Source organism: Synechococcus elongatus PCC 11801 (genome assembly GCF_003846445.2).
Taxonomy (GTDB): Bacteria; Cyanobacteriota; Cyanobacteriia; order Synechococcales; family Synechococcaceae; genus Synechococcus; species Synechococcus elongatus_A.
Genome location: NZ_CP030139.2, coordinates 1,142,634 through 1,155,767, shown reverse-complemented (window position 1 = coordinate 1,155,767; position 13,134 = coordinate 1,142,634). Strand labels below are relative to the sequence as shown.

Below are 13,134 nucleotides of genomic sequence, written 5' to 3'. Positions count from 1 at the left end.
ATTGCCCGCGATGATCTACCCGGATTTTGCAACGTTTGCCAGCTTGGCTGAGCAGGGCAACTTCATTCCGGTCTATCAAGAGTGGGTCGCGGATTTGGATACGCCGGTTTCGGCTTGGTACCGCATTTGCCGCGATCGCCCCTATAGCTTTTTGCTGGAATCGGTAGAAGGCGGTGAACATCTCGGTCGCTACAGTTTTCTGGGTTGCGACCCGCTTTGGGTGCTGGAAGCGAGAGGCGATCGCACAACTCGTCGTTTCCGCGATGGCTCCGAAGAAGTCTTCAGCGGCGATCCATTTGCCGCACTTAAGCAATGTCTAGCGCCCTATCAGCCCGTCCATTTGCCGCAATTGCCCTCGGGGGTTGGCGGACTGTTTGGCTTCTGGGGTTATGAGCTGATGCGCTGGATTGAACCGCGAGTGCCGGTTCACAGCGGCGGCGAAGACGATCTACCCGATGGCTGCTGGATGCAGGTCGATAGCCTGATGATCTTCGATCAGGTGAAGCGTCGGCTCTACGCAATCGCCTATGCGGATCTACAAGCGGAGCCAGATTTGCATCGCGCTTATGCGCTGGCTTGTAATCGTGTGCAAGAACTGGTCAATCGTTTCCAAGGATCGCTGAGTGCCAGCGATCGCCAGTTGCCATGGCTGCCGCCCCAATCTGCACCGCAGCGCCCGGTCGATTATCAGAGCAACACCACCCAGGAGCAATTCTGCGCCAATGTTCAAACGGGGCAGGACTACATTCGCGCTGGCGACATTTTCCAAGTCGTGCTGTCACAACGGCTGACGACGCACTACAGTGGCGATCCCTTTGATCTCTATCGGTCGCTGCGCCTGATCAATCCCTCGCCCTACATGGCTTTTTTCCGGTTTGGTGACTGGCAGTTGATTGGCTCCAGCCCTGAGGTGATGGTCAAAGCTGAGAAAGATCCTCACCAGCCCGATCGCCAAATAGCCACGGTTCGCCCGATCGCGGGTACTCGTCCACGGGGTCGTACCGCTCCAGAAGATGCTGCTCTCGCCACTGATCTACTGGCTGATCCAAAAGAAGTGGCTGAGCACGTCATGCTGGTGGACCTTGGCCGTAATGACCTAGGCCGCGTCTGCGAAAAAGGCAGCGTCCGTGTCGATGAATTGATGGTGATTGAGCGCTACTCCCACGTCATGCACATCGTGAGCAATGTGGTGGGACTGCTCGATCGCGATCGCGATGCTTGGGATTTGCTACGGGCAACGTTTCCGGCAGGAACCGTCAGTGGTGCGCCCAAAATTCGCGCTATGGAAATCATCCATGAGCTGGAAGGCTGTCGGCGCGGCCCCTACTCTGGTGCCTATGGCTACTACGACTTTGAGGGTCAGCTAAATACCGCCATCACGATCCGCACGATGATTGTGCAAGCGGAAGGCAGCGGTCATCGGGTCAGTGTGCAAGCTGGGGCCGGTGTGGTCGCTGATTCTGTGCCAATCAAGGAGTACGAGGAAACCCTGAATAAGGCGCGTGGTTTGTTAGAGGCGATCCGTTGTCTACAACCGCCTCAAGTGCCCGTTGCGGCGGGATAAAACACTGCTAGCCAAACGGTCTGGGGGGTGGCTTGGGTGTAGTTGACGCGGTGGCGACAGTGCGGCGGCAAGATCCGCCAATCCCCAACGCAGAGGATCTGCGGCGCTTCGCCTTCGCATTCCAACTCAGCTTCACCCTGCAGAATCAGCACGAACTCGGTTTCGTCTTGGTCGTACCAAAAGTCAGGTGGTGAAGCCTGACCGGCTGAGACGATTTGCTCAATTCGGCAGCGATCGCCCTGCGCTAACGAAACAAATTGCTCTGCGATCGCAGACAACGGTAGGTTGTGCAAAAGATTGCCGCGATCGCTTACTTCAGGACGCTCCATGCTTCAGCTGTTGGACTACGACGCCATCATTTTCGACTTCGGTGGCGTGATTTTAGACCTCAATTATCATGCGACCCGTCGTGCGTTTGAAGAGTTCTGCGGCTGCGACTGGCAGACCCTTTACAGCCAACAACAACAAACGGCGCTGTTTGATGACTTTGAAACCGGTCGGATCGATCCAGCCACTTTTCGGCATGGTCTCCGCCAGTTGTTGGGGCAAGAGTTGAGCGATCGCGCCATTGATGCGGCGTGGAATGCCATGCTCGGCGGCGTGCCACTGGTGCATGTGGAGTTCTTGGAACAACTGCGATCGCAGCGTCCGATTTTTCTACTGTCCAACACGAATGCTATCCATCAAGAAGCCTTTGAACAGCGCTTCATTGATGACCACGGCGATCGCCACAGCGGTTTACCAGCCCTGTTTGAGCAGGCTTACTACTCCCACCAATTGGGCGATCGCAAACCCCACGCCAGCATTTTCCAGACCGTGATTGATCGTCATCAGCTTGATCCCAGCCGCACGCTGTTTTTGGATGACAGTCCGCAGCATCTGGAAGGGGCAAAACAGGCTGGGTTGCAGACGGCTTGGATTCCTTCAGGGCAACTATTGCAGCAAGTTCAGCTCTGATCCACACCATCAACAGGGGTTGCAAACAGTGCTCAACGGAACCGCGATCGCGTCGGTCGTCTGCTAGGGTGGGGAGCGTTGTTCAGACCGCAGTCGACTATGCTTGCTCGCCTTGGAGCCAGAATTGTGATCGGCCTGATGGTGCTTGGAGCCCCGGCGATCGCGACTGTTATGGCCGAGCCGGTTCAAGCGGCTGTCCCTAATCCAGAGCTGGATCGTCTCCTCGAAGCGGCGAGCGAAGCTGTCAAACAACGACGCTGGACTGAAGCCCTTGGTCTCTATCAGCAGGCACAATTACTCGATGGTCGCGAGGCGCGTATCGCTTCTGCAATCGGCTACCTCTATGCCGAACTCGGTGACTTTCGGCAGGCTGCACTGTCCCTAGAGCGGGCGATCGCTTTGGATGGACAAAACGCCGCTTTTCCCTTTAGCTTGGCCACGGCCTATGCCAACTTAGGCGACTATGCCGCTGCGGAGCGCTATTACGAGCAGTCATTACGGCTTGATAGCAAAAGGTCGGAAGCATATCGAGGTTTAGCCACAGTTCAGCAGCGTCAAGGCCGACTAGCAGCAGCCATCAATACCTATCGGCGCTGGCAACAAGTAGAGCCTAATAACTGGCAAGCGCTCAATGAAATTGGCAAGCTTTATCTTCAACAGCGACAGTTTTCCGAAGCCTTGCAAGTATTACAAGCAGCAACACGAATTGCACCACGAGAAGCTGACCTCTATTCCAACTTGGCGATTGCGCAACTTGGCCTGAAAAATCCTCGTGCTGCTCTGACTTCACTGCAATCTAGCCTGAGTCTAAATCCGCGCAATCCCAGCATTCTGCTCAAAGCGGGAGATATCTATCTTGTGTTGGGCGATCGCGAAGCAGCGAATCGCAACTATCGCCGTGCTTTTGAGTTAAATCGCAACTCTGCAAAAACCCTCGATCGCTATACTCAAGTCTTGCTCGATCAAGGCGATGCAACCCTGGCGACGGTCTACCTTCGCGATGCTTTGCGCCTAGAACCCCGCAATCCTGATTTCCACTTGCGTTTGGGTCTTGCATACTTAGCTCGGGGCTTGAAATCAGAGGCTAAAGCCTCACTCAGTCAAGCACAGTTGCTATATCAACAAAAAGGCGATCGCGAAGGACAGCAACAGGCTTCTACGGCCTTGAAACAACTTTAAGCTCAGTGATACCCAGATCTGAACAATGATCTTTGTGGTGTCGTTCTATGGATTTATTGATAGTCTTGCATTCCCTTTTCTTGGAGATTTATAAATAAATTTGCATGGAATCTAGATAGCTAATTAAGCTCAAGGACAAGTTTATGCAATGGCTGAATGAGCCTCCTCAGTGGTCAGTTTCAGAGAAACAACTAACAGTTCAAACTGCTTCTAAGACAGACTTTTGGCGGATTACTCACTACGACTTTATTCGTGATAGCGGTCATTTCTATTTCGAGGCGATCGCTCACGACTTCATCATCGAAGTCAAAATTCGTGGTGACTATCATGCTCTCTACGACCAAGCTGGTCTAATGATTCGCGCTGATGATAAGCACTGGATTAAAACGGGGATTGAATTTGTAGATGATGTCCAAAATCTCAGTGCTGTTGTGACTCATGACTATTCTGACTGGTCAATGACTCCGCTCCTTAACCCACCTGAGTATCTGCAACTACGAGTTGAACGACGTAAATCAACAATTCAACTCTTTTACTGGCACGAGTGTTCAGGTTATCGCCCTTTCAGAATGACCTATCTACCAAATGCTGAAGCACTCCAAGTTGGTATGATGTGCGCTTCCCCAGAAGGCAATGGCTTTCGTACAACTTTTGAGAACTATCAAGTTCAGCGATTGAGTTAGGGTCTCAGTAGATGAGATCAAGAAAAACCAGTAAAGTAAAGACCTTGATAACTCGGCCTTGTAGTCTAGCCAATGATTCTACGAGGGTAATACTTGCTGTTAGCAGCTGAAATTTTGCGATCGCAGCTGCTAGCCTGCTCAGCTTCTTCAGATCAGCCTAAACCAGTTGTGCTGGATCAACCCAGCGGTCAAACTCTTCAGCACTAATGCAGCCCAATTCCAAGCAAGCCTCCTTGAGACTGAGATTTTTCTCAAAGGCATACTTAGCAACCTTAGCTGCTTGGTCATATCCGATCGCAGGTGTGAGTGCCGTGACTAACATCAGCGATCGCTCTAAATAAGTATTAATTTGGTCAGTATTTGCTGTCATTCCTTCCACAGTGAAACGCCGGAAGTTATCACTAGCATCCGAGAGGATTCGAATCGATTCCAGAACGTTGTAAACCATTAACGGCTTATAGACATTCAGTTCTAAATAACCACTAGCCCCTGCAAACGCAACTGCAGCGTCGTAGCCCATGACCTGCACGGCGACCATTGCTAAGGCTTCGCATTGTGTTGGGTTCACTTTGCCCGGCATGATCGATGAGCCGGGTTCATTGGCAGGCAAACTCAACTCATTCAAACCACAACGTGGACCACAAGCGAGTAAACGAATGTCATTGGCAATTTTATAGAGTGAAACAGCTAAACACCGCAGGCTTCCACTCAAGGCCACAAAGGCATCATGAGCACCAATTTGGGCAAATTTATTGCCTGCAGTCACAAATGGCAGACCTGTAAATTGAGCAATGTAGTCAGCGACAGCAACATCAAATCCCTTGGGTGCATTCAGTCCTGTGCCCACTGCTGTCCCGCCTAAAGCAAGCGGATACAACTCTTGCAAAGAACTTTGGAGACGCTGACGATTATCGGCTAGCATCGCTACAAAACCTGAGAATTCTTGTCCCAGCGTTAATGGCACTGCATCTTGCAAGTGGGTGCGGCCAATTTTGACAATGTCTTGCCACTCCTCAACTTTAGTTTGAAGGCTTTGTTCTAGTCGCTCAATGTTCGGTAAGAGTTGTCGAACGATCGCCTGAGCCGCTGCAATGTGCATCGCAGTGGGGAAAACATCATTCGATGACTGTGATCGGTTGACATCATCATTGGGATGAATTGGTGTTTTACTCCCAAGAACACCCCCGGCGATTTCAATCGCCCGATTAGCAATCACCTCATTGACATTCATGTTGGCTTGCGTGCCGCTGCCTGTCATCCAGACATAGAGTGGAAAATGGTCATCCAATTGGCCCGCAATAATTTCATCAGCAGCTTGAGCAATCAGATCAGCTTTCTCTGCTGATAAAACACCCAAATCCCGATTGGCAAGGGCAGATGCTTTCTTCGCGATCGCGAGAGCATGACAGACCTCAATCGGCATTCGGTCTTGACCGATGGAGAAGTAGTGCAGCGATCGCTGAGTCTGTGCCCCCCAATAGCGATCGGCGGGCACCAGAACCTCACCCATACTGTCGCTTTCACGGCGTTGATTTGCAGTCTCAGTCATGTCAACTTCCTTGTATTGCAACTTCAAACCAATGGCTCAAGCAAACACAACGGTGCGATTTCGGTAAGTCAGCACCCGATGTTGCAAATGTAAGCGCACTGCACGCGCAAGGACGATCCGCTCTAGGTCCTTGCCTTTGCGAACTAAATCATCAGCATCATCACGATGACTAACCCGCACGACATCTTGTTCAATAATCGGCCCTTCATCTAAATCAGGCGTTACATAGTGCGCTGTGGCGCCAATAATTTTGACGCCTCGCTCATAAGCGCGTTGGTAAGGATTAGCACCGGCAAAGGCAGGCAAAAAGGAGTGGTGAATGTTAATCACTTGGGGAAACTGAGCCAAGAAATCGGAACTCAGAACTTGCATGTATTTCGCCAGCACCACAAGATCAATCCCGTAGTCAGCGATCGCTGCTAGCTGTTGAGCTTCCTGCTCAGCTTTCGTCTCGCGAGTAATTGGCACATGGAGGAAGTCGAGACTAAATTGCTCAGCGATTGGCCGTAGTTTGTCGTGATTGCTAATAATTAGCGGAATTTCTGCATCCAGTTCTCCGGCTTGCTGTCGCCACAGTAAGTCGAGGAGGCAATGATCCTGCTTGCTAACCCAGAGACTGAGCCGTGGCTTGCGATCGGAAAAATGCAACTGCCACTGTGCTCCCAATGGGCGGGCGATCGCCTCAAAGGCAGGACCAATCAACTCGCGATCGAGGTTAAATCCCGTTAATTCCCACTCAATCCGGCTGAGGAATAGTCCTGCTTCAAAGTCTGTGTGCTGATCTGCATCGATAATGTTGCCACCATTCGCAAAGATGAAGTTGGAGATGCGGGCGACGAGACCTTGCTGATCAGGACAGGAGATCAGCAGTGTGGCGGTGGCGCGTTTCATTGGGGGCTGCGACGCAGCTCTGTGCTGCCAAACAAGAGGGACAAGGGAAGCGTCTCCTATCCATCGGGCAGCTACAGAAAGCAGCGATCGCACGATGTTCAGGAAACCCAGTGCCTGGGGCACGATCTGTCACTTTATCAGGCTTGCTGAGTGACCGGCGGCTTATCGAACCGGGGCAGGCATCGCTGGAATTTGACGCAGTTGCTCAGCCAAGTTGGGTGGTGCGGTCTCAAGGGGCTGCGCCTGCTGCTGGGGAGGCCGGGGCTTGGGGGGTGGAGTCGGCAAAAAGTCTTCGACTGGTAGCGCCGGAATCGGTTGTTCTAAATTCACCCCTTGCAGGGCAGCGCGACGCATCAGCCAGCTCAAGCCATTGACTGCCAGCAAGACAAACAACAGATAGAGCAAGTACCACTGCCAAGTGCGTAGGCGACCGAGCGGCTGATCACTGGGGCGATCGCTGCTGGTAACTGGCAAGGTAATCAGAGATCGCAGATCATCGGCGTACTGTTGGCCATCCAGACCTAGAGCATCGGCATAGCGCCGCACCATTCCTTGGATATAGACCCGTTCTGGCAAACTCTCACTGCGTCCTTCTTCGATCGCCCAAAGCTGGCGTCGTTGAATCCGCGTCAGCTGCGCGAGTTCCTCAAGGGTCAGACCTAATTTTTCACGCTGCTCACGTAGCAGCAGTCCCGTCGACTGAAAACGCTGCTGCCATTGTTCAACCGAGGGAGGAGTAGAGCGTGAGCGACGAAACAACATAGCAAGAGATTGCAGGACTCAGGTTCCTTGGGCGAGCTGCCGGAGCCGATGCACTTCGGCTGCCGTTAGAGAACGATACTGCCCCGGCTGCAACGATCCCAAGCGCAGCGGCCCGATCGCAATCCGTGTCAGCCGCAAAACCGGATGCCCGAGGTACTCAGCCACGCGCCGAATTTGTCGATTGCGTCCTTCGTGCAAAATCACTTCCAACAGCGTCGATTCAGCCCGCTGGTGGAGGGCTTTCACTCCCGCTGGCAGCGTCTGACCATCCTCCAGCCACACCCCCGATCGCCAATGTTCCAGCACTGACTCTGGCGGATGTCCTTCGACCCAAACGCGATAGGTTTTCTCAATGTGGAAGCGCGGATGACTGATCCGATAGGTCAGTTCACCATCGTTGCAGAGTAAGAGCAAGCCACTACTATCGGTATCGAGCCGACCAACGGGATGCAGACCGGGACGAAATTCAGGGTTGACCAGATCGATCACGGTGCGCCGCCGCTGTGGGTCGCGACAGGTGGAAACCACGCCTACGGGCTTATGCAAGAGCAGATAGCAAGCCTCAGGTTTGTGTTTCGGTCGGAGTCGCTTCCCATCTAAGTGAATGCGATCGCGCTTTAAGTCAGCCTGTTGACCCAGTTCAGCCACTCGGCCATTGACGGTAACGCGTCCCTGGGCAATCCATTGTTCTGCCTGCCGACGTGAGGCGACACCCAGTTGTGACAAAATTTTCTGCAGCCGTTCGGCCATGCAATCTCTGCGGCTCAACCGCTGCGACGTCCTGCTCCGATCTTAGGCGCAGGTGTGAGGGATGGCTCTTGGGGAAGCTGCACGCGAATCCAAGCCCCCCCCGTGACCGGATGATTGCGTGCGGAAATGCGACCTTGATGTGCCTCAACAATTTGGCGAGCGATCGCAAGACCGAGTCCACTGCCCTGGCTAGTCGCGCTGGGTGAGACCGGCCGAACTCGGGACGGATCGCCGCGATAAAACCGCTCGAAGAGGTAGGGCAAATCGACATCGGCAAAGCCGGGGCCATCATCGTAGAGATCGCAAATCCAAGTGTCGCCCCGCTGCCGCAGCTCTACGTAGAGGCAGCCACCGCTGGGGCTGTGGCGGATGGCGTTATCTAACAGGTTGAGCCAGAGCCGGTAGAGACGTTGGCGATCGCCCCGTACAAAACCCTGATCGGGGCCTTGATAGGCCCATCCCAAGCGCAGCGGTTCTGCCAGAGGCTCCAAGCTACTGTGCACGGATTCCAACAGAGCAACTAAATCGATCGCCTCCAGCTTCTGCAGGCCACTCGGCCCTTGTTCCAAGCGACTGAGTTCTAGGAGATCCTGCACAAGGTGTCCCAGTCGCTGCGTTTCCCCCAGTAAGCGATCGACCCAGGCTTGGGGCTCATCCTGCAGGCGATCGCGCAGGGCTTCGGCGAGGAGACGAATGGAGGTTAGGGGGGTTTTCAACTCGTGAGCAACATCTGAGACCCAACGATTGCGTTGCTGTGCCAAGTCCACCAGTTCCTGACGGTCTTCAAGCAGAACTCCAATCTGACCATTGCTCAAGGGAATGGCCTGCCCCTGTACCGGCCGTGGTGTTTGGGGCACAACTTGCAGGGGATCGGGATTGACGGGCGTCAAGGTCCACCGATCGGTCTGTGGCGTTTCGGCTGCCCGGCAACGAGCCACCAAGCGATCGAGTTCGTAGGAGCGGACGACTTCTAATAGGGGGCGACAGTAATCCTCGGGTGGCAAGGCCAAGAGCACGCGCGCTGAACGGTTCGCCTCCAGCACCCAGTTATCGGCATCCAGCAATAGAAAACTAGTCGGAAGGTCTTCGAAGAGGCGATCGCGATCGCTGAGATCCGTCCTCAGCTGCTTCAGCTGCTGCTCTAGGGAGTTATCCTCTGGCAGGACGGGGGCAACCTTCACGGGCGATCGCCAGCGGCGAGACCATCGCCACAAGCCCGCAGTCAATAGCCCTAGCGCAAATTCCCAGACAGCCATGACCTGTTTTGGCTAGCCGAGGCGATAGCCAAAGCCTCGAACGGTGAGTAGATAGGTTGGGTTGCTAGGGTTGGCTTCAATTTTTTCGCGCAGCCAACGGATATGGACGTCGATGGTCTTACTATCCCCCATAAAATCGAGCCCCCAAATTTTTTCAAGCAACTGATCACGGGACCAAACACGGCGCGGATGACGCATGAACAGCTCCAGCAAGCGAAATTCCTTGGGGGACAGCGTCAGCTCACGGTCATCCAGTAACACGCGGCATTGATCGGGGAAGAGTTTGAGTCCTTCGTAACAGAGGACCATCGGCGCTTCAGTCGCTGGATTTTGGCTACGCCGCAATAAGGCTCGACAGCGAGCCACCAACTCGCGGGTCCCAAAGGGTTTTGTAAGATAGTCATCAGCCCCTATCTCTAATCCCACTACGCGATCAGTCTCTGTGTCCTTGGCGCTGAGCATCAAGATCGGAATGGTGATTCCCTGCCGTCGCAGCAAACGACAAAAGTCCAAGCCATTGACCGCGGGCAACATCAGGTCAAGAACAATGAGATCGGGGCTGTCTGCAGAAACACTCACCTCTGGGCTCTCGCCCCGGAAATAGTTCAGTGCTGTCTGGCCATCTGCAGCGACTTCAACCGTAAACCCCTCTTGCTGTAGTACCAGAGCCACCATGTCCCGGATCACTGCTTCATCTTCGACAACCAGAATGCGTGACGCAGGAGACGACGCTGGGGGCGCAACGGTCAGCGAGTCCATGGGTTCTGCCGGAGAGTTGAAGATCATTTAACAGCCTATTGTCTAGCCAGCCATAGGACGGCGCGATCGCCACGTCGCCAGCGACACATTGGGCAGATCAGCGCGGTTGCAGGAACCCTCTTCGCAGAGTGCAGCCGCCTCTTAGGTGTCAGTTGTGAGTCGATCGGTCAATAGCCTTTGATTGCCTAGCTTCAATTTTGCAGCCAATTTAGTTTTCTCAATGAATCGAATAACAACATGCATCATTAACCAATGATTTGTTGTGTCAGCTAACAGTTCGTTTTAAAGAGTTCTCGCTAATAAGAACGATACGAAAAGCCACCTAGAGAGGTTATCGTGTCGACTCGACTGTGCGAACTCATTTTTCTTCATAAAGAGATGATAAGCATTAATACTCTATCATGAAGAAATTTTAAGTGTTACTAATAACATTAAGGGATACTCCTGTTCGTCTTTAGGGATCTTTAATCTTTTGGATAGTATTGATCTTGAGCGCCTAGCCCTGATGGCATCAGTACTGTTCTAGTCCTGAGGATTCAACTCAATTTAGTCATCCCCACATTTAAATCGTCCGTTTTGTGGAGCGCAGTTGATGGTTTACTCTGCCACAGATCGATCAACAGCAATGTTGAAGCCAGTACAGCTCCTTAGTCAGCTAGCTGACTCTAAGGCGAGTGGATGTTTAACCGTCTTCAATCAAGAGATTAGCTGGATTTTCTACTTCCATGAAGGCAATGTCTTTTATGGCATGACCTCAATTGATCCCTTTGACTGCTTGGAGCGCAACTTCCGGCTGTTTAGTGCAGAACTTCCAGCGATCGATCGCACGGTTCGTGCGCAGGTGCGATCGCTCTTTGATCAAGATGATCTCCCCAAAGCGAATGCTGTTTATCAAGCCCTGTCTTGGCTGCGATCGGAAGGGTTTCTGAATCAGTTCCAGTCAGACTTGCTCATTAAGAGTTTAATTGCTGAAACTCTAGAGTCTTTTCTTTGTCTAGAAGACGCAAACCATAAGTTTCTGGCGTTGGATTCCTCGCTGCCTGTTCTGACTGAGTTTGCTTTGCCACCTTTATTAGAAGAGGCTGGAAATCGCATCCAAGAATGGGTCAGTTTCTCAGAAAAAGTCTATTCCCCGTTCCAGCGTCCCTATCTTTTTAGTCAAACGACCAGCAGCAAATTTAGTGCAGAGAAGATTCAGAAGCTCGGTAATTTATTGAAGGGCTATAGCCTGCGTCATCTTGCTGCTCTCATTCATCAAGATGAAATCAAGTTGCTGCGAAGTCTCGACCCCTACATCCAAGAGGGTGTTGTTTTTCTCCGAGAGCCGCAGCCACCCTTTGATAAGCTGCCTCCTCTGCGCAACTCCGATCGCACGTCCTCTCGAAGTGCTTTTGTCAGCCAGTCCTCCACATCGATCGCAAATCAAGGAAGCGATTTCACAGCCAATCAGAAAGTCAAGATTGTCTGTATCGATGACAGCCCGATCATCTTAAGCGAGTTACGACGATTCCTAGATCAAGATCACTTTGAGGTAATTACCATCATCGACTCGGTGAAGGCATTGATGGAGGTCATGCGAATTGAACCTGACATTATCCTGCTCGACGTGGGAATGCCGAATGTTGATGGTTACAAATTTTGTAAGGTTGTTCGAAACCATCCAAACTTCAAAAACACGCCAATTATTATGGTGACAGGCAACACGGGTTTGATCGATCGAGCGAAAGCCAAGATGTCAGGAGCAACTGACTATCTCACGAAGCCTTTCACTCGGGAGGGGTTACTCAACGTTGTTGAGCAGTATGTTCGTGCGTGATTGACCTGTCCTTCTCTCTGTCTCTTCCTCTTTCACCAAAGCAAAACATCCCATGAGCACAGTGCTGGTTGTTGAAGATACGGCTTCCGAAATGGAGCTGATTACCACTTACCTACAGGCCAGTGGCTACACCGTGATTGGGGCGAATAACGCCCAAGATGCTTTAAGTAAGGTGGATTTGTACAAACCAGATGTCGTGGTCACGGATGTGGTGATGCCTGGCATGAGTGGTTTTGAACTCTGCCGCAGCCTGAAGAAAAATCCTGAGACTGAAAAACTGCCGGTGATTGTCTGCAGTTCCAAAAATCAGGAAATCGATCGGTTGTGGGCGATGAAGCAGGGAGCCGATGCTTACGTAACCAAGCCTTTTAAACAAGAGGATTTGGTGAAAGCTGTTCGTTCTGTTGACTCCTAGGAATGGTAATCCCGTCAGGTATGACATGAATAGCTCGCTCTTGCTTGGCTTGACACCCGGATCGCTAGCCACGCAATCAGTTCAGTCCTATTTGCGGCTCAGACTGAGTGATGTTGCGATCGCCGTCATCCCAACGATTGAGGCTCAGGAAGTCGTGATGGTGAATCCCCATCAGTTGACCCTCATGCCCAACATGCCCAGTACCGTTTTGGGGCTGTTTAACCATCGCAACCGCGTCGTTTGGATGATTGATCTTCCTCAGCTGTTGGGTTTTCCAGCCCTGAGTTTTGATCTCCGGCAATATGCCGTTGTTGTCATCCAAGTTGCGGGTCAATTACTCGGTTTAGCCATTCAGCAAGTTGAAGGTCTCAGTCGACTAGACCCTAGCAGCATCCAGTCACCGGTTGGGGCCGTTGAGGCCAGTTTGGTGCCCTACCTCAGAGGCTGCTACCTGTACGACCAAGAACTGTTGCTGGTACTCGATTCCGCTGCGATCGCGAATAGCAACAACCTCAAGCCTCAAGTCACCTAGTCCCGTTGCTTGTTGACGGTG

Annotated in this window: 14 protein-coding genes; 7 read left to right on the top strand and 7 right to left on the bottom strand. The window is 52.4% G+C overall.

What is annotated here, in order from left to right; all coding sequences use genetic code 11:
* The first annotated feature begins 10 nt into the window (after positions 1-10).
* Positions 11-1,564, top strand: a complete 1,554-nt coding sequence (locus DOP62_RS05510) for an anthranilate synthase component I family protein (protein ID WP_208676610.1) — start codon at positions 11-13, stop codon at positions 1,562-1,564.
* Here the strand turns inward: DOP62_RS05510 and DOP62_RS05505 are convergent.
* Positions 1,540-1,893, bottom strand: coding sequence for a cupin domain-containing protein (locus DOP62_RS05505; protein ID WP_208676613.1), 354 nt, complete (start codon positions 1,891-1,893; stop codon positions 1,540-1,542). The genes DOP62_RS05510 and DOP62_RS05505 overlap by 25 nt on opposite strands.
* Here DOP62_RS05505 and DOP62_RS05500 point away from each other — a divergent pair.
* The 3 genes from DOP62_RS05500 to DOP62_RS05490 all read left to right on the top strand — a co-directional run bounded on the left by DOP62_RS05500 (position 1,892) and on the right by DOP62_RS05490 (position 4,383).
* The gene (locus DOP62_RS05500) at positions 1,892-2,521 is read left to right on the top strand and encodes an HAD family hydrolase (protein ID WP_208676615.1); all 630 of its coding nucleotides are present in this window, start codon (positions 1,892-1,894) and stop codon (positions 2,519-2,521) included. The genes DOP62_RS05505 and DOP62_RS05500 overlap by 2 nt on opposite strands.
* Positions 2,522-2,659: 138 nt before the next feature.
* Positions 2,660-3,700 (top strand): tetratricopeptide repeat protein, encoded by a 1,041-nt coding sequence (locus DOP62_RS05495; RefSeq protein WP_370538893.1) that lies wholly within the window; start codon positions 2,660-2,662, stop codon positions 3,698-3,700.
* A 143-nt stretch (positions 3,701-3,843) separates the two neighbouring features.
* Positions 3,844-4,383, top strand: coding sequence for a DUF1349 domain-containing protein (locus DOP62_RS05490; protein WP_208676619.1), 540 nt, complete (start codon positions 3,844-3,846; stop codon positions 4,381-4,383).
* 157 nt (positions 4,384-4,540) lie between these two features.
* Here DOP62_RS05490 and fumC read toward each other — a convergent pair whose 3' ends face one another.
* From fumC to DOP62_RS05460, 6 genes are all read right to left on the bottom strand, one after another.
* Entirely contained in the window at positions 4,541-5,932 is a 1,392-nt protein-coding gene (fumC, locus tag DOP62_RS05485; protein WP_208676621.1) for a class II fumarate hydratase, read from the bottom strand.
* Positions 5,933-5,968: 36 nt separating this feature from the next.
* Entirely contained in the window at positions 5,969-6,823 is an 855-nt protein-coding gene (gene purU, locus DOP62_RS05480; RefSeq protein WP_208676623.1) for a formyltetrahydrofolate deformylase, read from the bottom strand.
* Positions 6,824-6,985: 162 nt separating this feature from the next.
* On the bottom strand, positions 6,986-7,585 hold the full coding sequence (locus DOP62_RS05475; RefSeq protein WP_208676625.1) for a helix-turn-helix domain-containing protein: 600 nt from the start codon (positions 7,583-7,585) through the stop codon (positions 6,986-6,988).
* A gap of 18 nt (positions 7,586-7,603) precedes the next feature.
* The gene (locus DOP62_RS05470; RefSeq protein WP_208676627.1) at positions 7,604-8,335 is read right to left on the bottom strand and encodes a pseudouridine synthase; all 732 of its coding nucleotides are present in this window, start codon (positions 8,333-8,335) and stop codon (positions 7,604-7,606) included.
* Positions 8,336-8,349: 14 nt separating this feature from the next.
* Positions 8,350-9,591: a sensor histidine kinase gene (locus DOP62_RS05465; RefSeq protein ID WP_208676629.1), complete on the bottom strand. Its 1,242-nt coding sequence runs from the start codon at positions 9,589-9,591 to the stop codon at positions 8,350-8,352.
* Between the two features lie 12 nt (positions 9,592-9,603).
* Positions 9,604-10,377, bottom strand: a complete 774-nt coding sequence (locus DOP62_RS05460; protein ID WP_208676631.1) for a response regulator transcription factor — start codon at positions 10,375-10,377, stop codon at positions 9,604-9,606.
* A 565-nt stretch (positions 10,378-10,942) separates the two neighbouring features.
* Between DOP62_RS05460 and DOP62_RS05455 the strand changes: the two genes are divergently transcribed.
* The 3 genes from DOP62_RS05455 to DOP62_RS05445 are packed head-to-tail and all read left to right on the top strand — an operon-like array spanning position 10,943 to position 13,113.
* A complete protein-coding gene (locus tag DOP62_RS05455) occupies positions 10,943-12,166 on the top strand; it encodes a response regulator (protein ID WP_208676633.1) in 1,224 nt (407 codons plus the stop codon).
* Positions 12,167-12,218: 52 nt separating this feature from the next.
* Positions 12,219-12,581 (top strand): response regulator transcription factor, encoded by a 363-nt coding sequence (locus DOP62_RS05450; RefSeq protein ID WP_208676635.1) that lies wholly within the window; start codon positions 12,219-12,221, stop codon positions 12,579-12,581.
* A 25-nt stretch (positions 12,582-12,606) separates the two neighbouring features.
* Complete coding sequence (locus tag DOP62_RS05445; RefSeq protein ID WP_208676637.1) at positions 12,607-13,113, top strand: chemotaxis protein CheW; 507 nt, start codon at positions 12,607-12,609, stop codon at positions 13,111-13,113.
* The last annotated feature ends 21 nt before the right edge of the window (positions 13,114-13,134 follow it).

Bases quoted from the DNA above. Each gene is read 5' to 3' on its own strand.
- DOP62_RS05510 (WP_208676610.1), top strand. From the start codon at position 11: ATGATCTACCCGGATTTTGCAACGTTTGCCAGCTTGGCTGAGCAGGGC.
- DOP62_RS05500 (WP_208676615.1), top strand. From the start codon at position 1,892: ATGCTTCAGCTGTTGGACTACGACGCCATCATTTTCGACTTCGGTGGC.
- DOP62_RS05505 (WP_208676613.1), bottom strand. From the start codon at position 1,893: ATGGAGCGTCCTGAAGTAAGCGATCGCGGCAATCTTTTGCACAACCTA.
- DOP62_RS05495 (WP_370538893.1), top strand. From the start codon at position 2,660: ATGGTGCTTGGAGCCCCGGCGATCGCGACTGTTATGGCCGAGCCGGTT.
- DOP62_RS05490 (WP_208676619.1), top strand. From the start codon at position 3,844: ATGCAATGGCTGAATGAGCCTCCTCAGTGGTCAGTTTCAGAGAAACAA.
- fumC (WP_208676621.1), bottom strand. From the start codon at position 5,932: ATGACTGAGACTGCAAATCAACGCCGTGAAAGCGACAGTATGGGTGAG.
- purU (WP_208676623.1), bottom strand. From the start codon at position 6,823: ATGAAACGCGCCACCGCCACACTGCTGATCTCCTGTCCTGATCAGCAA.
- DOP62_RS05475 (WP_208676625.1), bottom strand. From the start codon at position 7,585: ATGTTGTTTCGTCGCTCACGCTCTACTCCTCCCTCGGTTGAACAATGG.
- DOP62_RS05470 (WP_208676627.1), bottom strand. From the start codon at position 8,335: ATGGCCGAACGGCTGCAGAAAATTTTGTCACAACTGGGTGTCGCCTCA.
- DOP62_RS05465 (WP_208676629.1), bottom strand. From the start codon at position 9,591: ATGGCTGTCTGGGAATTTGCGCTAGGGCTATTGACTGCGGGCTTGTGG.
- DOP62_RS05460 (WP_208676631.1), bottom strand. From the start codon at position 10,377: ATGATCTTCAACTCTCCGGCAGAACCCATGGACTCGCTGACCGTTGCG.
- DOP62_RS05455 (WP_208676633.1), top strand. From the start codon at position 10,943: ATGGTTTACTCTGCCACAGATCGATCAACAGCAATGTTGAAGCCAGTA.
- DOP62_RS05450 (WP_208676635.1), top strand. From the start codon at position 12,219: ATGAGCACAGTGCTGGTTGTTGAAGATACGGCTTCCGAAATGGAGCTG.
- DOP62_RS05445 (WP_208676637.1), top strand. From the start codon at position 12,607: ATGAATAGCTCGCTCTTGCTTGGCTTGACACCCGGATCGCTAGCCACG.